This is a genomic window from Streptomyces sp. NPDC014734 (assembly GCF_043083325.1).
Taxonomy (GTDB): domain Bacteria; phylum Actinomycetota; class Actinomycetes; order Streptomycetales; family Streptomycetaceae; genus Streptomyces.
The window spans coordinates 21,182-41,845 of the sequence record NZ_JBIBYN010000029.1 but is presented as its reverse complement, the minus strand read 5'-3'; the positions used below and the strand labels follow the sequence as shown (position 1 = coordinate 41,845).

The 20,664-nt window shown below is 73.0% G+C and carries 12 protein-coding genes and 1 pseudogene; 3 read left to right on the top strand and 10 right to left on the bottom strand.

Annotation, left to right across the window (positions count from 1 at the left end):
- Positions 1 to 91 precede the first annotated feature (91 nt).
- From ACF1CT_RS32735 to ACF1CT_RS32725, 3 genes are all read right to left on the bottom strand, one after another.
- Entirely contained in the window at positions 92 to 8,497 is an 8,406-nt protein-coding gene (locus ACF1CT_RS32735) for a type I polyketide synthase (protein ID WP_391787636.1), read from the bottom strand.
- A 223-nt stretch (positions 8,498 to 8,720) separates the two neighbouring features.
- Positions 8,721 to 9,899, bottom strand: a complete 1,179-nt coding sequence (locus ACF1CT_RS32730) for a GDSL-type esterase/lipase family protein (RefSeq protein ID WP_391787680.1) — start codon at positions 9,897 to 9,899, stop codon at positions 8,721 to 8,723.
- Positions 9,900 to 9,988: 89 nt separating this feature from the next.
- Positions 9,989 to 10,558, bottom strand: coding sequence for a TetR/AcrR family transcriptional regulator (locus tag ACF1CT_RS32725; protein ID WP_391787635.1), 570 nt, complete (start codon positions 10,556 to 10,558; stop codon positions 9,989 to 9,991).
- A 426-nt stretch (positions 10,559 to 10,984) separates the two neighbouring features.
- Between ACF1CT_RS32725 and ACF1CT_RS32720 the strand changes: the two genes are divergently transcribed.
- The 3 genes from ACF1CT_RS32720 (at position 10,985) to ACF1CT_RS32710 (ending at position 13,539) form a co-directional block, all read left to right on the top strand.
- Complete coding sequence (locus tag ACF1CT_RS32720) at positions 10,985 to 11,782, top strand: GntR family transcriptional regulator (RefSeq protein ID WP_391787634.1); 798 nt, start codon at positions 10,985 to 10,987, stop codon at positions 11,780 to 11,782.
- Positions 11,770 to 12,549, top strand: a complete 780-nt coding sequence (locus ACF1CT_RS32715) for a sulfite exporter TauE/SafE family protein (RefSeq protein WP_391787633.1) — start codon at positions 11,770 to 11,772, stop codon at positions 12,547 to 12,549. Before ACF1CT_RS32720 ends, ACF1CT_RS32715 begins: the two co-directional genes overlap by 13 nt.
- Positions 12,550 to 12,894: 345 nt before the next feature.
- Complete coding sequence (locus ACF1CT_RS32710) at positions 12,895 to 13,539, top strand: DUF6461 domain-containing protein (protein WP_391787632.1); 645 nt, start codon at positions 12,895 to 12,897, stop codon at positions 13,537 to 13,539.
- Here the strand turns inward: ACF1CT_RS32710 and ACF1CT_RS32705 are convergent.
- From ACF1CT_RS32705 to ACF1CT_RS32675, 7 genes and pseudogenes are all read right to left on the bottom strand, one after another.
- A pseudogene (locus ACF1CT_RS32705) lies at positions 13,491 to 14,298 on the bottom strand (threonine/serine dehydratase). The gene ACF1CT_RS32710 and the pseudogene ACF1CT_RS32705 overlap by 49 nt on opposite strands.
- Positions 14,299 to 14,458: 160 nt before the next feature.
- Positions 14,459 to 15,454: an alpha/beta fold hydrolase gene (locus tag ACF1CT_RS32700; protein WP_391787631.1), complete on the bottom strand. Its 996-nt coding sequence runs from the start codon at positions 15,452 to 15,454 to the stop codon at positions 14,459 to 14,461.
- 505 nt (positions 15,455 to 15,959) lie between these two features.
- A complete protein-coding gene (locus ACF1CT_RS32695; RefSeq protein ID WP_391787630.1) occupies positions 15,960 to 17,018 on the bottom strand; it encodes an RNA ligase family protein in 1,059 nt (352 codons plus the stop codon).
- Positions 17,019 to 17,247: 229 nt separating this feature from the next.
- Positions 17,248 to 17,712: a MarR family winged helix-turn-helix transcriptional regulator gene (locus tag ACF1CT_RS32690; protein ID WP_391787629.1), complete on the bottom strand. Its 465-nt coding sequence runs from the start codon at positions 17,710 to 17,712 to the stop codon at positions 17,248 to 17,250.
- A 346-nt stretch (positions 17,713 to 18,058) separates the two neighbouring features.
- On the bottom strand, positions 18,059 to 18,814 hold the full coding sequence (locus ACF1CT_RS32685; protein ID WP_391787628.1) for an SDR family NAD(P)-dependent oxidoreductase: 756 nt from the start codon (positions 18,812 to 18,814) through the stop codon (positions 18,059 to 18,061).
- Between the two features lie 680 nt (positions 18,815 to 19,494).
- On the bottom strand, positions 19,495 to 20,280 hold the full coding sequence (locus tag ACF1CT_RS32680) for an SDR family oxidoreductase (protein ID WP_391787627.1): 786 nt from the start codon (positions 20,278 to 20,280) through the stop codon (positions 19,495 to 19,497).
- A 3-nt stretch (positions 20,281 to 20,283) separates the two neighbouring features.
- Entirely contained in the window at positions 20,284 to 20,634 is a 351-nt protein-coding gene (locus tag ACF1CT_RS32675) for an acyl-CoA dehydrogenase family protein (RefSeq protein WP_391787626.1), read from the bottom strand.
- Positions 20,635 to 20,664: the final 30 nt, after the last annotated feature.

The following is a 20,664-nucleotide window of genomic DNA, read 5'->3' as shown; positions in this document are numbered from 1 at the left end:
GGGCGCAAGAGACTTCTGCGCCTCCCTCCACCGCCGGGGACACCCGGCCGTCCACGCCCCTGCCCGCGCCCGCGTTTCTCCCGGGACGTCCTCAGACCCGCTCGACGAGCCATCGATGGATGGCGAGTGCGGTGGTACGGGCGTGTTCCTCCAGCATGGTGAAGTGGTCTCCGGGCACGGTGAGTTCGGCGTGCGGCAGGCCCCAGTCCGGGGCGGGTTCGGCGCCGGGCAGCAGGTCCCGGGCCCGCACGTACAGGGTGGGGCAGGCGAGCGGCGCGGGTTTCCAGCCACCGAAGAGCTCGAAGTATCCGGCCATGGCGCTGAGCCGGTCGGGGTCGCCGGAGGCGAACTCCGCCGCCCGGCGCAGCATGTCCGACGTCATCGAGGAGAGCGCCTGACCCCGGTCGCCGTGACCGGGAGGATAGGTGTCCACCAGGACGACGGCCGCCGGGGCGAAGCCCTCGGACTCCAGACGCTCGGCCACGGCATGGGCCACCCAGCCACCGGCCGACCGCCCCAGCAACACCGGGGGGCCTTCGGCCGCGGCCGCGCGGACGGCGGCGGCCTGGGCGGTGACGAGGGCGTCCGGAGTGGCGGGCAGAGTCTCCCGGGGCCCGAACCCCGGGTGCCGCACCGCGGAAACAGGCCGCAGCCCTCGCAGTCCGGCACCGAGGCGCGCGTACTCCTGAGGTCCGGAGAGCGCGCTGAGAGCGGGGGAGCAGACGAGCCGGGCCCCCGTGCCGCCCGCGGCGAGCGTGACGGGTTCGTGCGTCGCGCCGGGCGCCCCGGTCCTGTCGAAGACCGGGCGCAGGCGCGCGGCGACGGTGAGGAGCACCATGCCGTCCCAGATCCGTCCCCGGACGCACGCGGTGCGGAAGAGCGCTCCCAGGGAGTCCGGGGCTTCCCCGGTGGGAGGCGCGTCGACGGCCCGCACCCGGGCAACCCCCTCCGGACCGTCTCCCGCGCCGTCCTCCCCGCTGTCCTTCGCACCGTTCCCCGGGCCGTCTCCTGCGCCGTCCCCCGCGCCGTCCCCCGCCGTTTCGGCGGAGGAGCGTGGCGGCCCGGCGGTCGCGGGCCGTGCCGGACCGTCGGGGGCGGCGTTCACGGCAGGCGCCTCGGCGGCATACCGCCGCGTCAGTTCGGCGGCGAGCGCGCGCGGCGTCGGGAAGTCGAACAGCAGAGTGGACGGCAGTGCCAGCCCCGTCCACTCCGCGAGTTCGTTGCGCAGATCGACCGCGGCCAGGGAGTCAAGCCCCAAGTCCGCCAGCAGGGCGTCCTCGTCTATCTCGCTCGCCCCCTCCGGGTGGCCCAGGACGCGGGCCGCGAGGGCCCGGACCCGTGTGAGCACGACCTCGCCGCGCCCGTCTGAAGCAGCGGTCGCCGGCGCTCGCCGGAGCCGGTCCGCGCCCCCGGCGCCCGCGTCGGCGGCGGACGTCCGGGGCCGGTTCGCCACCGGTTCGCCGCCGCGCAGAGCGGCCGGGGCGAGGCGGGCCGCCACCACCACGGGTTCGTCACCGGCCACGGCGGCGTCGAAGAGGGCAAGACCCTCTTCCGGTCCGAGCGGGCCGAACCCGGAGCGGGCCATCCGCTGCCGGTCCGCGTCGCCGAGGTGCGCCATCATGCCGTCGTCCTGCTGCCAGGGGCCCCAGACGATCGAGGTGCCGGGCAGTCCCAGCCGCACGCGGTGTCGTGCCAGGGCGTCCAGCACACAGTTGGCCGCGGCGTAGTTGGCCTGTCCGGCGGAGCCGAAGGTACCCGCCACCGAGGAGAACAGCGCGAACACGGCGAGGTCGTGTTCCCGGGTCAGCTCGTGCAGAGCGAGAGCGGCGTCCGCCTTGGGGCGCAGCACCCGCCTCAGACGGTCGGTGGTGAGCGCCGCGACGACGCCGTCGTCGAGCACCCCCGCGGTGTGCACCACACCGGTCAGCGGGTGGGCCGCCGGAACCGCGTCGAGCAGGGCGGCGAGCGCTGCCCGGTCCGCGACGTCGCAGGAGCGAACGGTCACCCGGGCGCCCGCCCCACCCAGTTCGGCGACGAGTTCCCGGGCGCCCGGAGCATCCGGCCCGCGGCGCCCGGCGAGCAGCAGATGCCGGACTCCGTGGGCGGCGACCAGGTGCCGAGCCACCAGCATGCCCAGGGAACCGGTGCCGCCGGTGACCAGGACGGTGCCCTCCGGGTCGAGCGACCGCCGCTTCGGCTTCGGTGTCGCCTCGGCCACTGGTACCAGCCTCGGCACGTGCGCCGCCCCCCGGCGCAGGGCCGCCTCCGGTACCGAGGCGGCCAGCAGGGCGGGCAGCGCGCTCCAGGATTCGGGGTGTTCGTCGACGTCGATCAGGGCGAAGCGGCCCGGGTTCTCCCGCACCGCCGAGCGGACCAGCCCCCACACCGGTGCGTGCGGCGGCACGGACGCCGTCCCGCCGGACCGGCCGTCACCCGCGCGACCGGTGGCACCGTCCGGGGAGGGCCCCTCGTCCGCGGAAGTGACGGCACCGGTCGTCACGAGGACGAGACGGGAACGGGACAGCTGCGGTGCGGCCAGCCACTCCCGCACGAGCTCCAGCGTCCGGTCCGCCGCCGCCAGCAACGCGGCGGCCCGGTCCTGTGCGCCGCCGGTCGTGGCGGGCGACGGGCACGGTGCCACGACGACGGTCGACGACGCGTCGCACGTCGCCGGGCCCGCGTACACCGGGACACCGGAGCCCGGAGGGGCGAGGGCCTCCACCGGTCGCGTGCCCGGCGTGCCCAGAACAGCCCAGCGGGGCAGCGCCACGGGGGAGGGCGGCGGGGACAGCGGCACCCAGTCCGTCCGGTGGAGAGCACCGGCGACCTCGTCCGCCGTCGTCGACACGGCACGAGGAACGGGCCGGAGCGCCAGCGAACTGACCGTCGCCACCGGTGAGCCCGTCTCGTCGGTCAGCTCCACCCCCGGCCGCCCGTCGGGCCCGGGGGCCATCCGCACCCGCAAGCGCCGTACGCCGGTGGCGTGTACGCGCACTCCGCCGAAGACGAACGGCAGGGACAACCCGTCGGCCGCCGCACCCGCCGTCCCGGAACCGTTCGTGACAAGACTGTCCAGGGCCAGGGCGTGCAGCGCCGCGTCGAGCAGCGCGGGATGCACGACGAATTCCGGGCCGTCCGTTACCGGGCGCGGGGCCCGGGCGGCTTCGGGCAGCGCGACATCGGCGTACAACTCCTCCCCGTGCCTCCAGGCGGCACGCATGCCCCGGAAGGCGGGGCCGTAACGCAGCCCGTCGGTGGCCAGTCGCTCGTACGGTCCGGTCCCCGAACCGTCGGCGTGCAGCGGCGCCGCCGCCTCCGGCGGCCAGGACGCGTGCGGCCGGGGCGCGTCACCGCTCCCGGAGGCGGGAGCCTCCCGGTCCGCGGGAGTCCGCGGCGGCGAAAGGGTGCCGACGGCGTGCCGGAGCCAGGACCACCCGCCCGCCGGAGTGCGCGTCCGGGAGTGGAAGAAAACGGTCCGCCGTCCCGTGTCGTCCGCGCCCGCCACCTTCACCTGCAGTTCGACGGGGTCGTCAGGGGCCAGGGGCAGCGGCGCGGTCAGGACGAGCTCGTCCAGGACGGCCGTGCCCGCCTCCGCACCGGCGTGGAGGGCCATGTCGACGAAGGCGGTCCCCGGCAGCAGGATTTCCCCCGCCACCACATGGTCGGCGAGCCACGGATGGTCGCGCACCGAGAGCAGCCCGCTCAGCAGCACACCGTCGTCGTCGGCCGTGCGGGTGACCGACCGCAGGAACGGATGGGTGGGCTCGGCCGCCGGGGGCGCGGGCGCGTGCACCGGGGCGGGTTCCAGCCAGTACCGGCGGCGCTGGAAGGCGTACGTGGGCAGTGCGACACGTCGCCCGCCGCGCCCGGCGAGGACACCCGGCCAGTCGACGGGCAGGCCATGGGCGTGCAGCGCGGCCAGTGTGTCGAGCAGGGCGTCCGTCTCCGGCCGCGACTTGCGCAGCGTCGGCAGGACCAGCGGCGCCGGGCCCGAGGCGCCGCCGCCCGCCGCGTCCGGGCCCGCCGCGTCCGTGCTCGTCGCGTCCGCGCCCGGGCGGGCCGCAGCCGGTCCGGACGAGGCGAGACACTCTCGTACCAGGCCGGTCAACACCCCCTCCGGCCCCAGCTCGACGTAGTGTGCCGCGCCCCGGTCACCCAGGTGGGCCACCGAATCGGCGAAACGGACCGGACGGCGGACATGGTCCACCCAGAACTCCGGTGTGCACAGCTCCTCGTCGGTGGCCGCCCGGCCCTGCACGGCGGTGACCAGGGGCAGCCGCGGCGCGGCGAAGGACAGCCGCCGGACGACGTTCGCGAAGTCGTCGAGCACGGGCTCCATCCGAGCGGAGTGGAAGGCGTGACCGACCCGCAGGGACGTCGCCGAACGGCCTCGCTCCCGGAAGTACGCGGCGGTCTCCCGCACCGCCGCCTCGTCGCCGGAGACGACCACCGAGGCGGGCCCGTTGACCGCGGCGATCTCCACCGCGCGGCCGGTCCCGGCGAGATGGGCGGCCACCTCGTCGGCACCGGCGGCCACCGCCGCCATCGCACCGCCCGGAGGCAGCGCGTCCATCAGCCGCCCCCGGGCCGCCACCAGCGTGCACGCGTCCGCGAGGGACAGCACCCCGGCGACATGCGCGGCCGTCACCTCGCCCACCGAGTGTCCGGCCACCGCAGCGGGGCGCACCCCCCAAGCCTCGAACTGCCGGAACAGGGCCGTCTCCAGGGCGAAGAGAGCCGGCTGCGCGAACCGGGTCGTGTGCAGCAGCGCGACCGCCCCCGTACCGGGCCCGCCGAACATGACCTCCCGCAGGGGCACCGGCAGCAGCGGGTCGAGCAGGGCACAGCACTCGTCCAACGAACGGGCGAAGACCGGATGCAGATCCCGTGCTCCGTACAGTTCACGGCCCATGCCGACGCGCTGGCTGCCCTGACCCGTGAACAGCACGGCCAGCGGGCCCCGGTGGCGGGACGTGCCCGTGCGCGTTCCGGGTCGTCCGCCGCCCTCCGCCAGCGCCCGCAAGGAACCGAGCAGTCCGGCACGGTCACGGACCACCACCACGGCCCGGTGCTCGAAGGCCGCACGCGTGGTGGCGAGCGAGTACCCGACGTCCACCGGGGACACATCGGGGGACGCGGCCACACGGTCGTGCAGCCGCCGTGCCTGGGCCCGTAGCGCCGGCACGCTCCTCGCCGACAACGGGAGGGCCACCGCCGCGGTTCCGGCGGTACCGCCGACCGTCGCGGCATGCGGCGATGCGCCGCCCCTGTGGGCCGGAGCCTCTTCGAGCACCACATGGGCGTTGGTGCCACTGATACCGAACGAGGACACCCCCGCCCGGCGCGGACGGTCCGTCGCGGGCCAGTCCACCGCCCGGACCAGCAGCGCGATCCGTCCCGTCGACCAGTCGACCCGGGGGGTCGGTTCGTCGGCGTGCAGCGTGCGCGGCAGCACACCGTGCCGCATCGCCTGCACCATCTTGATCACACCGGCCACTCCGGCGGCGGCCTGGGTGTGGCCGATGTTCGACTTCACCGAGCCCAGCCGGAGGGGGCGTCGCCGCGCGTGGCGCCCGTACGCCGCGAAGAACGCCTCCGCCTCGATGACATCCCCCAGCCGGGTGCCGGTGCCGTGCGCCTCCACCGCGTCGACGTCCCCGGGGTCCAGCCCCGCGTCCACGAGCGCCTGCCGGATCACCCGCTGCTGCGCCGGGCCGTGCGGTGCGGTCAGCCCGTTGCTCGCTCCGTCCTGGTTCACCGCCGAACCGCGCACCACGGCCAGTACCGGGAGCCCGGCGCGGCGCGCCTCGGACAACCGGCTCAGCAGCAGCATGCCCGCGCCCTCGGCCCACCCCGTGCCGTCGGCCGTCGACCCGAACGCCTTGCAGCGGCCGTCCGGAGCCAGCGCCCGCTGGCGGCTGAACTCCACGAACGACGAGGGCCCCGACATCACCGTGGCACCGCCCGCCAACGCGAAGGCGCACTCGCCCCGGCGCAGCGCCTGGGCCGCCAGGTGCAGGGCGACCAGGGACGAGGAACACGCCGTGTCCACGGTGAGGGCCGGACCTTCGAGCCCGAAGGTGTAGGCGATACGACCCGAGGCGACGCTCCCGGCGTTGCCGAGGCCGAGGTACCCCTCGACCTGCTCGGGCGTACTCGTCAGCCGGCGGGCGTAGTCGCTGTACATCAGCCCGACGTACACCCCGGTCGCCGAACCGCGCAGGGCTCCGGGGACGAGACCGGCGTGCTCGAAGGCCTCCCACGCCACCTCCAGCAGCAGCCGGTGCTGCGGGTCCATGGCCAGCGCCTCGCGGGGGGAGATACCGAAGAAGCCGGGGTCGAAGCGGTCCACACCGGAGAGGAATCCGCCCTCGCGCACATACGTCCGCCCGGGACGACCGGGGTCGGGGTCGTACAGCGCCCGGGTGTCCCAGCCCCGGTCGGTGGGGAAGGGGCCGATGGCGTCCCTCCCGTCGGCCACCAGTCGCCACAGGTCCTCGGGAGAGCTCACGTCTCCGGGATAGCGGCATGCCATTCCCACGATCACCACGGGGTCGTCGTCCGACCGGGCCGATTCCCGGCCCACCGGCCCGAGGCCGTCCGGCGCGGTGGCGTTCCGTTCCCCGAGGTGGGCGGCGAGCGCGGCGGCCGTGGGGAAGTCGAAGGCGACGGCCTCGGAGAGCGGCAGGCCGGTCAACGCCGACAACCGCTCCCGCAGCACCGTCGCCGTCAGGGAGTCCATGCCCAGGTCCCGCAGTGCCGTGCCCGGTTCCACCGCCCGAGGCGCACAGCCGAGCACGGCCGCCACTTCGCCCCGCACCAGGGCCAGCAGGTCCTCCGACGGCTTCCCCGCGGCCTGCGCGCCCAGCGCCCGCGCCGGCAGACCGGCGAGGTCCCGCCGAAGGACCTTCCCGGAGGCGGTACGGGGCAGGTCCGCCACCTCGAAGAGTTCGACGGGCACCTTGGCGGCGGACAGTTCCGCACGGCAGGCGGCGAGGACGCTCCCCCTGTCCAGCGCGCCGCCACCGGGCCCGGCAACCAGATAGGCGACCGGCACCTCGCCGAAGGCGGGGTGCGGACGTCCGGCCACGGCGGCGTCCGCCACCCCCGGCAGCCGCCGCAGCACCGCTTCCACTTCCGCGGGGTGGATGTTCACTCCGCCCCGGATGACCAGATCACTCGCCCGGCCGGTGACCGTCAGTTCACCGGCGGCATCGATCACGGCGAGGTCACCCGTACGGAACCAGCCGTCGCGCAGCACCGCCGCGGTGGCTTCCGGCCTGCCGTGGTAGCCGGCCATGACCCCGGGCCCGCTGACCCACAACTCGCCCTCGCCCGTGTCCCGGCCGTCGGGGCCCCCGCCGACCCGGACCCGGGTGCCGGGAAGTACCCGGCCGCACGTCCCGGACGCCACTTCCTCGCCCGGCGCCGACATGGTGACCGGCCCCGCCTCCGTGCTGCCGTAGTGCTCCAGATAGGGGGCGCGGCAGATCGCCTCGAAGGACGCGCGGAACCCGGGGCCCGCCGCGGCGCCGCCGCTCACGCAGCCCCGCAGCGCGGGCGCGCCGAGACCGCCGCCGTCCTCGCCCCGGACCGCGTCGAGCAGCGCCGAATACGTGGTCGGAACCCCGCCGAGCAAGGTGAACGAGGCGTCCCGACGCCGCAGTTCGCCGAGCACGCCTGCCACCGTGAAGCGGGGGAGCAGCACCGCGCTCGCCCCCACCGCGGTCACCCCGAGGAAGCACACGATCTGGCTCATCGCGTGATGGAGGGGCAACGGCCACAGCACGTGGTCCTGTTCGGACAGGCCCAGGACGCCGATCAGGCCCGCCGCGACCGGCGCGAGGCGGTTGCGCTGGGTGGACAGGACGCCCTTGGGCGTGCCGGAGGAGCCGGACGTGTAGAGCAGCCAGGCCACTTCGTCCAGGGCGAGGTCGTCCCGGGCCGGCGTCCGCGGTTCCACGGATGCCAACGTCTCGTACCGCAGAACACCGCCCGCGTCGGGACGGCCCCCGGTGCCGCGGGCCTCGTCCGTCGGTTCCTCGGAGTCCGCGGACGAAGGCGACTTCCCGGCCGCGCCCTCGTCCCCGCCTTCGGCCACCACCAGGGTCAGCCCGGTCAGGGACGGCAGCGTGCGCCGCCGCGTCAGACGGGCGTCATCGGTGATGAGCACCCGTGCCCCGCAGTCGTCCAGCAGGCGGGTCAGCTCCTCCTCCGGGCTCCCCGGGTCCAGGGGCACGCCCACGCAGCTCGCCCGGGTGACGGCGAGCAGGCTCTCGACCGCCTCGACGCGGTTGCCGAGCAGTACGGCCACCCGGTCGCCGCGTGCCAGGCCGAGTTCCGTCAGGTGACCGGCCAGCCGGGCGGTCCTGCGTTCCAGCTCCCGGTAGGTCACACGCCTGAGCCGGTCCTGGAAACAGACCTTGTCCCCGAGGCGCCGGGCATGCTGCCCGAGCAGCTCCGGCAGTGGCGTGACGATGCCGGTGTGCTTGTCCACCGCATGACCTCCCCGAGACGACCCGTCGTGGAGGACGACGGCACGACTCACCGGGTTCCCTCCCGGCGACGGGTGATCCACAAGGCCCCGCCGACGCACCGGGCAGGGGGGCGGGCCGCGGCAGCAACGCCTGCTGAACGAGCGGCCTTTCACCGCGTCGGCCGTTGCCCCGGGCCGACGCACGGACATCCTCGCCCGGGGCCCGGAGCCCGGAGCGGTGTGTTCAGCCGGTCCTGGTGGCGAAGGGGCCGCCGTCGCCGAATGCGAGCCGTCCGAAGTTCTCGCCGATGCGGCGGTGCCCCTCGGGATCGGGGTGGACCTCGTCGGGCAGCGGGAATTCGGCGTAGTCCCTCTCGCCGTACAGGTGACGGCCGTCGAGGTAGTGCAGCTTCGGGTCGTCGGCCGCCCGCTGCCCGACGATCCGGGCGAGTTCGGCACGGATGATGTTGAGCGTCAGGCGCCCGGCGGCGCGTTCGGCCGGATCGCCCGTGGCCTTGAACCGCAAGGTCCCGCCGTCGAGGTCGGGCACGAGGGGGCCGGGGGTGTCCTCCTGGACCGGGCACAGGATGGGCGAGACGACCAGCAGCGGCGTGGTCGGGTGCCCCTCACGGATGGTGTCGAGGAATCCGTGCACCGCGGGGCCGAAGGCACGCAGCCGCATCACGTCGCCGTTGACGACGTTGATGCCGATCTTCAGGCTGATCAGGTCCGCGGGGGTGTCCCGCATCGCGCGGGCGGTGAACGGGTCGAGCAACGCGCTTCCGCCGAACCCCATGTTGACCAGCTCCACTCCACCCCTGGCGGCCGCCAGGGCAGGCCAGATGGCGGTCGGGTGGGTGGCGTTCGAGCCGTGGCTGATGGAACTGCCGTGATGCAGCCACACCCTGCGTCCACGATCCGGGGCGGGTTCCACGGGGGCATCGGTGCGCAGGGCGATCAGCTCGGTCGCCTCCGTATGAGGAAGCCAGATCTCGACATCCTTGTCGTGCCCGGGCAGGCCGGTGAACCGGGCGGTGCCCGGGGGCCCCTCGGACAGCTCGGAGGACTGGGTGACCATGTCGGTGATCGTGCGCACGTTGCCGCCGGCCACCGTGGCCCGGGTGGTGAGACGGCCGTCGACCAGCAGGTCGTACACGCCGTCGGCCGGGGCAGGGAAACCCCGGTGGACCCGCTTGGTGGGCAACGCGTCCAGATGGATGATCGTGGCCCGGGTACGGAAGGCCAGCCGCACGCCGGAGGGCTGGGCCTCGGCCACGGCCAGTTGATTGTCGGGAATCTGCCGACGGGAGCGGGCGGGCAGCCGGTGCGGCAGCAGCCCGTGTGCTGTCGACTCCACATCGAGGTGGCCGCGCAGCATGTCTGCGGTCACGGGTGTGGTGATCCAGTCGTGCTCGGTGTTCATGTCCTCGGCCTCGCTCAACGTTGTTTCGGTGGGGATGCGCCGGTGCCCGGCGGGGTGGACCGCCTCGGGCGGCGCGGCCGCTCAACCGGTCAGTGGGCGGCGCGGCTCCGCAGCAGGGTGTCGAGGGAGTCCACGATCCAGACCCAGGACTCCCGCGCGTCGGGGGCGCTGTGCTCGAAACCTCCGGCCAGCTCCAGGCTGACGTAGCCGTGGAACACGCTGCCGAGCATCCGGACCGCGTGCGTCTGATCCGGCTCCGTCAGGTCGTAGCCGCGCAGGATCGCCCGCGTCATCTGTGCATGCCGTACCCCGGCACTGGCGGCCGCCGTCTCGGGATCGAGCCTGAGCCGGGCGGCGGCGTAGCGGCCGGGGTGCTCCCGGGCGTAGTCGCGATAGGCATCCGCGAAGGCGGCCAGGGCGTCCTTGCCGGCACGCCCGGCCAGGGCATCGGCGACCCGGTCGGCGAGTTCCTCCAGGGCGAACAGCGCGATTCTGGTCCTGAGGTCCTGGGAGTTCCTCAGGTGCGAGTACAGACTCGCGACCTTGACGTCGAACCGCCGGGCGAGCGCCGAGACGGTCACCTGATCGAAACCGACCTCGTCGGCGAGTTCCGCCCCCGCCAGGGTCAGGCGTTCCGGCGTCAGTCCTGCCCTCGCCATGACTTTCCTCCTCTTCCATAGCCTTTCTCCAAACCGGCTATACCCATTATGCATGTACCTAAAGGTTTTAGGTAAACAGGTCTGTCGTTCGTGAACCCCCCGGGGGACGGGCGTACGGCCGGGCCCGCCTCGCCACCGAGCCGGACCGCCGCCCGACGGCACTCGCCCTGCGTATTCGCGGTGGTGGATCCCCACCGCGCCCGGCTCGGACGAGGAGACCCCGCCTGGCGAATCGCCCACCCGCCCGGAGACCCTCGAACCCCGCGCCCGGCGTTGCCGCCTCCACCCCTCAGATCGCCGCAGGTCAGACGTATCCGCAGGTCAGGCAGGGTGGCGTAACTCCGGCGTAACACGGCGGAGGTAGCGTCGCCCCCCACATTTCCGGACAGGCCCTCAGCGGCCGGAGCGCGGGAGGCGAGCGGTGCCGTGAGACCGCATGAGAACGAGCAGGCCAACCACGGCGGCCACGACCGCCACCGGCACCACACCTCCTCCGGTTCCCGCGCTCAACGCGCCCGACGACTTGCCGACATGCTGCGCCAGCAGATCGTCGACGGCGCGTTCGGCGACGGTCGCCTCCCCGACGAGAGAGCCCTGGCACGAAGCCTGGACAGCTCGCGCAACGCCGTCCGCGAGGCCCTCGACCTGCTCCGTGGCGAAGGACTGATCACCAGGCGCCGCGGGGTGGGCACCCAGGTCGTGACCGTCAAGTACGGTCACCGGCTCGACCGGCTCACCGGCCTGGCCCAGACCCTGACCGACCACGGCGACCTCCGCAACGAGGTGCGCGTGGCATGCCTCGTGCCCGCACCGCCGGCCTCCGCCCTCGAACGGCTCCGCCTCGACCACGGCAGCCCCGCGGTGCACCTGGAGCGGCTGCGCCGACTGAACGGAGAACCGCTCTCGGTCGACACGACCTGGCTGGCCCCGGACATCGGGACGGCCCTGCTCGACAAGGACCTCGCGGGCCGCGACGTGTTCGATCTCATCGAGGAGACCACCGGAACTCCCCTGGGGTACGCGGAAATCACCGTCCACGCGATCACCGCGGACCACGACACCGCCGCCCTGCTCGGCATCCCGGTCGGCGCGCCGCTGTTCGCCATCGACAGGCTCACGCACCTGTCCGACGGACGCCCGGTCGATGCCGAGTCGCTGCGCATACGCGCCGACCGGCTGACGCTGAGCACGGTCCTGGAGCGGGGGCCGCGATGGACTGGCTGACACAGACGGACGCGTACACGGCACTGGTCCTGGCCCTCTTCGGCCTGGCGGGCGGCATCGGGATCACCGCCGTCGGCCCCGGCGGCGTCCTGCCCACCATCGGCATGTTCCTGTTCGCCGGTCTGTCTCCCGCAGGTGTGGCCGGAACCGCCATCGCCACACACGTCGCCACGGGCCTCGTCGGCACCACGGCCTACATACGGTCGGGACAACTGCGCGACCCCGGAACGCGCCGGACGGCGATGCTGCTCGCCGCCACCGCGCTCGTGGGCACCCCCGTGGGCGTCCTGCTCAACCACGCGGTCGACGGCCGCGGATTCGGCATCCTGCTCGCCCTGGCGGTCGCCGCCACCGCGGTCCTCGTCTGGATGCGCGAGCGCCGGGCCGGAGCGGACGACGCTGCCTCGACACACGTGGGCACGGCACGCGCGGCAGCGCTGGGCCTGGCCGTCTCGGCCGCCGCGGGGCTCTTCGGGCTCGGCGGCCCGATGCTGAGCGTGCCGCTCCTGGTCGTCTGCGGAGTCCCCGTCCTGTCGGCGCTCGCCGCCGCACAGGCCCAGTCCGTCGTCATCGCCTCGGTCGGCACCGTCGGCTACGTGCTGACCGACGCGGTCGACTGGCCGCTGGTCCTGATCGTCGGTGTTCCGGAGCTGGCAGGGGTGCTGATCGGCTGGAAGATCGCCCACGCCGTCCCCGCCCGCCAACTCAAGACGATCCTGGTGTGCACGCTGCTGCTGCTCGCCCCGTACCTCGCGCTCCACTCATGACCCGCTGCGGCCGGGCGGGCACCCCGCCCCCGCGGTCAGGAACGGTGTGAACCGCCGTGCGTTGCCGAAGTCCGTGCTCAGCGGCTCAGCGGCTCGGTCGGCCTGCGGCGCCGTACCGGTAGCCGTCGCGTCGACGTTTCGTTCCGTGTCTCGGGGCCGCTCAGCTGGGCCGGGGCCGCGGGTCGCGGCTTCTGCCGCTCGTTGTCCTCCGGCGGTGACGAGCCTCGGGTTTCCGGACCCTGTCCAGGCCTTCCTGCCGGGCCCTTGCCCGGACATCGCATCGGCCCCTTCCGGCGGTCGTACGGTATGGGGCCGTGTGGCGTGCGGTGTGGCAGCATCCACGGCATGACGAGAACAGTGGAAGGCCGCGGGTTGGACTTGTTCCGAGAGGGCGATTTCCCCGTCTACACGCTGACTTTCGTGCGGAACCTGCGCCCTGCTGAGCTGCTCACCCGCATGGGGGTGGATCCGGAGACCTTGGGACTTCGCAACTCCGCAGACCTTTCGGACGACTTGGGCGACGACTTCTTCGACGACGAGGAACCCGTCGTCACCAGCGGTGTCGACGGCTCGTGGACGTGGGCGTGGGAACAGGGCGGCGTGCACGGACTCGACGAAAAGATCTTGAGTCATGTCTCCGTGGGCACTGAGGCCGTCGTGCTCCACCACAACGAGAAACCGATGTACTGGTTCAAGCACGCGGTGGGCGGCGAGATCATCGCCGACTTCCACACTCTCCAGGCGATCGAACCGACCGGGCAGGACCCGGCGAGACTTGATGACGCCATGAGACCCCTTGGGCTCATCCCCGGCCAGGTCGCGCCCCTTCACAGTGTCCTGGCATTGGTGGAGAACGCTTTTGACATCCGCCTGGGACGACCCGACGATGCCGACGGCGAGTGTTGGAGCGGCAGGCTGCTTCCTCTGCCGGGCCGAAAGCGTCAAACCGAATCCCCGTGGAGGGGAGCCGCACCGACCCAGCGCCGATAGGCGTCCACGTCGACGTTGCCGCCGCACACGACGGTGACCACGTGTCGGCCGGCGAAGCGGTCACGGTCTTCGAGCATCGCCGCGATGCCGAGTGCGGCCGACGGTTCGACGACGGGGCCGGCGTGGTCGAGGAGCATCCGTATACCGGCCATGATCGAGGCCTCCCGGACCAGGACGGCATCGTCGGCGACCAGGAGGAGGTCGTCCAGGACGGCCCGGATGGGGCGTCGGCCCGCGACGCCGTCAGCGATGGTGTCGGTCGACCCGGTGGCGACGACACGCCGTCGGCGCCACGAGTGCGTCAGCGCCGGTGCGCCCGGCGGCTGGACACAGATCACCTCGACTCCGGGCACCAAGGTCTTCACCACATGACCCACGCCGGTGGCCAAGGCCCCGCCGCCGAGGGCGATCAGGACGGTGTCGAACGACGGCGCGGTGTCCACAAGTTCCAGGCCGATGGTCGCCGCGCCCTCGCAGGTCTCGATGTCCAGACTGTCTTCGAGCAGCCGGATGCCGTCGTACCGCGCGACGGTCGCCGCCCGCTCGCGAGCCGTGCCCGGCGAGCAGGCTCGCGGCCAACTCTGTGCCGCGGGCCTTGAAACTGCGGACCGGGTTCGCCGTTTCGAGCTTGATGCTCACCGTGCACCCGAGGCCGGGCTCCAGCGCCTCGCAGCGGTACAGCGGAGTGTCGAGGAAAACCGGGTCGACCACCCGGCGAGCCGCCCGGATCCGAGCTGTGTCGAGGCGCGTTTTCTGCACGGACAGGAGCGTGGCGTCACCGGATCTGTTCCATGAGTGATTCGCCGCGGCCGAAGGTCCGCCGGGTTCCGCGAGACCGCCGAGCGGGGCAGGCCCTCCCCTCCGGCACCGCGGAGCCGGAGCCTGTCCATCGCGGAGGCAGCTGCCGGCCGGTCGAGGATCACCCGCCCGACGGCGTACGGGGCGTGCGCCTCAGCCGGCGGCCCAGGAGGACGGCCCCGGTGCCCGTGATCAGCGAGGCGGCGGCGATGCCTGCGAGTGCGGTCTCTGCCCGCTCGTCATGGCCGGTCCCCGTGGTGGCCAGCGCGGACCGGCCGGGGCCGGCCGCCTCGGCCGCCTGGAGGACGAGATCGGTGACCGCCTCCGGATGGGAGATCATGGCCACATGGGAGGAGTCGATCTCCACCATGTGCGAACCCGCACGTCCTGCCTCGAAGCGTTCCTGGTCGGGGTTGATGGCCTTGTCCTGTTTCGCGACCAGGAACCACGACGGTATGTGCTTCCAGGCGGCTGCCTCGGCCTTTTCCGAGAACGCGGTGGTCGCTGCGGGCCGTTGGGCCGCCGCCAGGACTCGTGCGGTGCTTTCGGGCAGGTCGGCGGCGAAGACCTGGTGGAGCCTGTCGGGCTTGAGGTAGAGGTCGGTGCCGCTGATGCCGCCGGCCCGGTAGGTGACGGACCTCGTGGCGGTGGCGAGTTCGCTGGGGAACCTGGCGGACAGGGACATGCCGCTCTCGCCGACATCGAGCATCTGGGCCGACACGTACACCAGGGATTTCACCCGGGAGTTGCCCTCTGCGGCCGAACCGATCAGCGCACCGCCGTACGAGTGCCCCACCAGCACGATCGGGCCCTTGACGCTGTCCAGCACGGACGCGATGTAGGTGGAGTCGCTGTGCAGCCCGCGCAGCGGGTTGGCGGGGGCGATGACGGCGTAGCCACGCCGTTCGAGCCGTTCGATCACGCCGTTCCAACTGGAGGCGTCCGCGAACGCTCCGTGCACCAGTACGACGGTGGGTTTGGCCGAGGCCGTGTGCGGATCGCCCTCCGCGGGGGAGGCCGCCGCCACGGTCGTGCACAGGACCATGGCGTACCCGGCCGCGATGACGTGTCTGCGATGTATTCGGCGTCGTGGGTCGGGGGCCGGAGACGCTGCCATGTCGTTCTCGCTTTCGCTGGGGCCTGTGGCACCCGAGTGTTCGCCCACCGGCGGGGGCGGGCGCGGCCACACACTCCAACCGGGTCGTACAGGTGGGCCGGGAGAGTGAATGCCGGAGCCGGACGGCATGCGGTCGGCGGACGGGGCCGACGGGATGCTTCGGCCGCCCGGAGCGGCTCCGCGACGCCCCCCGGACGGCCCCGCGTCCGAAGGCCGGTGCACAGGCATCCGGGGCGGACGGGACCCGGTCGGGAGCGGAACAGGTTCTCCTCCTGCCCCGGGCATCATCATGAACCCGATCGTCGTGTTCAGGCCGATCACCGAATGCCGATCACCGAATACTGAACCCGCGTGCCGAAGAGCATGGACGGACTTGTCCCGTACGCCCGCCGGGCGGTGGTCTCCCGGTCTGTTCCGAGACCGTGCGAGCCTTCCCGCCAGCCACACGCCGCCGGGGGCTCGGTCCGGCGACGGTGTTCTTCGACCCCCGTGACCTGCTACGCCGTCAGGGCCTGTGTGCTCTGCCCGGCCGGACGGTGCGGGACGCGCGGCGGTCCTCGGCGTCGAACACCGCCAGCGAAAGCGCCCCGGGTCCAAGCGCCCGTTCCAGAGCGTGCACAAGCGTGTCCTCCAGCCCGCCCAAGGCGTCGGCCAGCTCTTCCGACACGTCCCGGGTGATTTCCCTCGCCACGGCGTCCACGGGGGTGCGTGGCCCGAGCTTGCTCACCGCGGCGGCCGCGCGGGCGGGGGCCAGGAGCGCCGACGCCTGGACGAGGAGCCAGGCAGGAACCCCGGCCGCGCCCTGCGGCGGGACCAGATAGGGGCGTGCGCCGTCGAAGCGCTCGTCCTCGGCGAAGGCCTTCTGCTTCACCTTCACCAAGGGGCGTGCACCGGAGCCCGGAGGGTCCGATTCCGTCCATGCGCGGGCCGGCTTGAGGACATAGCCCTCGGCCAGGTTGTCTCTCAGGTCGGGAAGCCCGAGGTGGGCCGGGACCCTGGTGGGGAAGACGGAGGGCAACTCCTGGAGTTGGTTCGGTGTGCCGTGCCCGAGAAGCGGCACGCAGATGAGCCCGGCGACGGCCGAGGCTTCGCGCAGAGCACGGTCGGAGAGCCAGCGGCGTTCCCCGGCTCTTTCGACCGAGGCATCGAACGGCAACCAGTGCAGGCCGGGCGCGTACCACACACCGGTCTGCACCGGCCCGACTCCGGCAACAGCGGCGACATCCGGATGCGGATAGCCCCCACCGGCCAGCTCGCCGTAGATCGTCACCACCGCGGCGTCGCTCCGCACGCCGCGCACGGCCGATGCGAAACGGGCCGCCGCGACCGACAGCGTCGGCCAGACTCTGCTCACGCCGAAGAAACCGTCGAGCGCGTCGTCGCCCAGCAGCTCGCGCCGCTTCGCCGGACGAACCCCGGTGTCGTCGCAGACCACGGCGAAATGAGCCCCGTGCACCTTCTCCACGGCGACCCACTCGCCGCCCCCGGACGCCCCGGGCCGCCGCTTCGCGGAGATCTTGGGATACGGCTGCCATGCGGAACCCTCGGACGCGATATCGAACACACAGCAGATCATCGCCGTGTGCCGGCACCCGGACAAGGGAGTATTCACCGCGGGCGATGCCGGCATCCACGCGCTCCCCGAGAGCGGTTGGGCCGGACGGGCCTGCGCCGGCCGTGCGGTGCCCCCTCCGCAACGGGGCCGCGAGGCGGGCGGCAAAGCGAGGATGCTCCTGCGCCGGGCAGCGCCGCACCGGCGCGGCGCTGCCCAGCCCGGTCATGGTGCCCTGCCGTCAGTCCCGTCCCTGTGCGAGTCCTTCGAGTTTCTCGATGCCTTGGTTGAACTCGATGAGCAGGGCCAGGAACTGTCCGGTGCGCGCGCTGTCCCAGCCCGATGCCTCGATCAGCCGGGCAGTGCCGGCCCGGCTGATCGCACGATCGGCCTCCAGGCGTTCCAGACCCGGCGCGGTGGGCCGGAACTTGCGGGCGACGCCTCCCTCGGGATCCGCGATGCGTTCCACGAGACCGTTGCGGAGCATTGCGCTGATTTGGCGGTTTATGGTGGAGATGTCGACCTGGAAGGTATGTGCCAGCTCCTTGAGCGTGAGAGGGTCGCCGGTTTCCAGCCGGGTGAGCAGCACATAGGCCGAGCGATCAAGGCCCTGCCCGATTCGCGGGCCTCGGGCTGCCACGAAGTGCCGTGACAGCAAGGTCAGTTCCCGTTCCAGATCGCCCAATCGGCGATCCTGCTCACTCATCTCTCTGCTCTCTCCTCGTGGTGGGGCGCGCTTCATCATCGCGCATGCTGCGTTGGTGCCCCGACCCGGGCTTCGTGCGTCGTACCGGCGCTATGCACCATGCGCATCAAGGTCGTTCCGGCGATTTCCGCGCCGGGCCCCGGCAGTTGGTGTGTTCGCCACGGGCCACGAGGAGATCCGTTCGGCCGCCGAACAGTCCCGTGGGGAAGCTCGTCGTCGGCGTGAGTGTGCGCCGACGCGGTGCCGCCTGCCGTCCTGTTCGCTTCCGCCAGGCCGTCGAGGGGCCCGGTGGCCCGCACCGTCTCGCTTCCGGAGGGCCGTTCCGCCCTGATCGGTGCGCCTTTGCTCAGCGGAGCTTGGTGGCGCCGCCGTCGGCCATGACGGTCTGGCCGGTCATGTACTGGGAGTCGTCACCGGCGAGGAAGGCGACGATGGGGGCGACGTCCCGTTCGGGGTCGCCGAACCGGCCCAGCGGCACCTTGGCCGCGGACTGCGCGTACTGCTCGGGCCGGGCCTCGGCCCACCGGGCCACACCTTCGGTCAGGGCCATGGGACAGACCACGTTGACGCGGATGTTGAACGGCGCCCACTCGTTGGCCACGACGCGGCTCAGGCCGCGGATGGCCTCCTTGGCCGCCGCGTACGACGCCTGGTTCGGTTGCCCTTCGAGACCGGCACCGGACCCGAAGTTGACGACCGACGCGCTGCCCGCCTTCCTGAGCTCGGGAAGGGCCGCGAGCATGAAATTGCGGGTCGCGTACAGACTGGTGTCCATGGCGAGGTTCCAGTCGTCGTCCGTCTGCTCCTCGAACGGTTTCTGCCGGGACACACTCGCGTTGTTCACCAGGACGTCGAGTCTGCCGAAGTGCTCGGCGGCCGTCGCGACGGCCGCGTCCGCGACGGAGCGCTCGGAGACGTCGCCGCGCAGAAAGACCACGGCATCGCCCAGTTCGCGGACGAGCGCCTCACCGGCCTCCTGTTGCAGATCGACGACGACGACCCGGGCACCGCGTGCGGCGAACAGCCTGGTGACGGCCGCGCCGATACCGGAGGCGCCGCCCGTGACGATGGCCGACTTGCCTTGCAGGCTGAGGTTCTTCATGGAGTGATTCCTTACGTGAGTACCCGCGTCGAAGACGGTTCCGCGTGACGGGAACGGCTTCCGTGGGGCTGCGGAACGTCGCGGGGATGGCATGTTTCATACCGGGCGCGCGCCCGGACTCCGCCGCTACGGGCTACGGGCTACGGGCTACGGGCTACGGGCTACGGGCTACGGGCTACGGGCTACGGGCGGCAGGGCGGGCGGCTTGTGGCTTTCGGCGCGATCGGGCCGGCCGAACGATCCGGCCGACGGCAGTCCCGGAGCCATGTCCGCGCGCCCGGGCCCGTCCCGGGCGGCCCTGTCGGGCTCCGCCCGGTGAACTCCGAACACGGAGAGTGTCTCCTGCCCGACCGGGACGACGACCCCGGTCATGGACGTGCCGCACGCGGAGCCCTGTTCGATCGCGTGCCCCCATGGGCCCCCTTCGCCGCGGACCGGCCCGACCGGAGGTGTCGGGTGCCCGACCGGCGAGGGGGCGGCGAGGCGACGTGGCCACGGAGGGCATGCCCCGTACCGGTCTTCGCGTTTCTTCCCCGGGGTGAGGGCAACCGTGTGCAGCACAATTGCATCATACACATGATGTGCATGATGCATATGGATATGCCTCGTGCGCCTCGTGTGCGCGTGCGTGGAAGCCGAAGCCGGTCGTTCGCCGTGCCCGGTGCGTCGGTCGCGCCCGTTCACCCCCGCCGGCCGGCGGATCTCGCGGCGAGGTAGCGGGCCGGGAACTCCCCGCCGCCGTGCACCGCGAGATCCGCTCCGTTGACGTATCCGGACAGGCCGCTCGCGAGGAACAGGCAGGCGCGGGCGACGTCCGCCGGGACGGCCATCCGTTCCATCGGGACGACCCGCGCCACCGCATCGCCGCCGTCCGCACCGTAGACGGCCGCCGCGCTCTCGGTGCGGATCAGCCCCGTGGTGATGTGATTGACCCGCACGGCGGGGGCCCATTCCAGCGCCAGCGCCCTGGTGAGCCCCAGAAGTCCGGCCTTGGCCGCCGTGTACGCGGCGGTACCGGGCTGCGGGTCGTGGGCGGAGACACTGCCGATGTTGATGATCGAGCCGCCCGCCCCGGCCCGCATGACACGGTGGGCCGCCTGCGCCACGTAGAACGGGGCGAGCAGGTTCAGCGCGACGATCTTCTCCACGAAACGGGGCGAGACGGTGGCGGCGTCGGCGTCCGGCGAGCCGCCCGCGTTGTTGACCAGCACGTCGAGGCGGCCGAAGCGTTCCACCGCGGCGTCGACGAGCCGCCCGGCCGCCCCGGGGTCGCGCACGTCGGCGGGAACGAAGACCGCCGCCCGGCCGCGGACGGTCGGTACGGCGTCCGGCACGGTGCGTCCGCAGACGACGACGTCGGCCCCGGCGTCGAGGAACGCCTCGGCGATGGCGGCACCGATGCCCTTGGTGCCTCCGGTGACGAGGACCACGCGCCGGGTGAGGTCCAGCGGGTTGCCGGTGACCATGGCTCACGGCCTCTCTGCCGGGGCGGGCCCGGCCGGGGTGTGCGGACGGGCGGTCGGTCCGAGTCCGGCGGTCGGCGGTTCCCGGTGCCGGGCGGCCGGGCCGAACAGCTCGCCCGCCCCGTGCGCCCGCTTGAAGTGGCGGTGCGCGTCGTGCTCCCCGGCGATGCCGATCCCGCCGTGCAACTGGGTCGTCTCACCGGCCACCACCGAGAACGCCTCGGAGCGGACCGGCTTCGCGACCGCGGCGGCCCCGGTCTGTTCGGTCGACGGCCCGCGGGCCGTGTCCGCCTCGTACCGGGCCGGCAACGACCGCACGGCCGACCGCGGTTCTTCCTGCTCCCCAGCCAGCCGCATCGGGCTGCTCCCCTCGGTGTGGCGCGCACC

Bases quoted from the DNA above. Each gene is read 5' to 3' on its own strand.
- ACF1CT_RS32730 (WP_391787680.1), bottom strand. From the start codon at position 9,899: ATGAACACCGAGCACGACTGGATCACCACACCCGTGACCGCAGACATG.
- ACF1CT_RS32725 (WP_391787635.1), bottom strand. From the start codon at position 10,558: ATGGCGAGGGCAGGACTGACGCCGGAACGCCTGACCCTGGCGGGGGCG.
- ACF1CT_RS32715 (WP_391787633.1), top strand. From the start codon at position 11,770: ATGGACTGGCTGACACAGACGGACGCGTACACGGCACTGGTCCTGGCC.
- ACF1CT_RS32710 (WP_391787632.1), top strand. From the start codon at position 12,895: ATGACGAGAACAGTGGAAGGCCGCGGGTTGGACTTGTTCCGAGAGGGC.
- ACF1CT_RS32700 (WP_391787631.1), bottom strand. From the start codon at position 15,454: ATGGCAGCGTCTCCGGCCCCCGACCCACGACGCCGAATACATCGCAGA.
- ACF1CT_RS32690 (WP_391787629.1), bottom strand. From the start codon at position 17,712: ATGAGTGAGCAGGATCGCCGATTGGGCGATCTGGAACGGGAACTGACC.
- ACF1CT_RS32685 (WP_391787628.1), bottom strand. From the start codon at position 18,814: ATGAAGAACCTCAGCCTGCAAGGCAAGTCGGCCATCGTCACGGGCGGC.
- ACF1CT_RS32680 (WP_391787627.1), bottom strand. From the start codon at position 20,280: ATGGTCACCGGCAACCCGCTGGACCTCACCCGGCGCGTGGTCCTCGTC.
- ACF1CT_RS32675 (WP_391787626.1), bottom strand. From the start codon at position 20,634: ATGCGGCTGGCTGGGGAGCAGGAAGAACCGCGGTCGGCCGTGCGGTCG.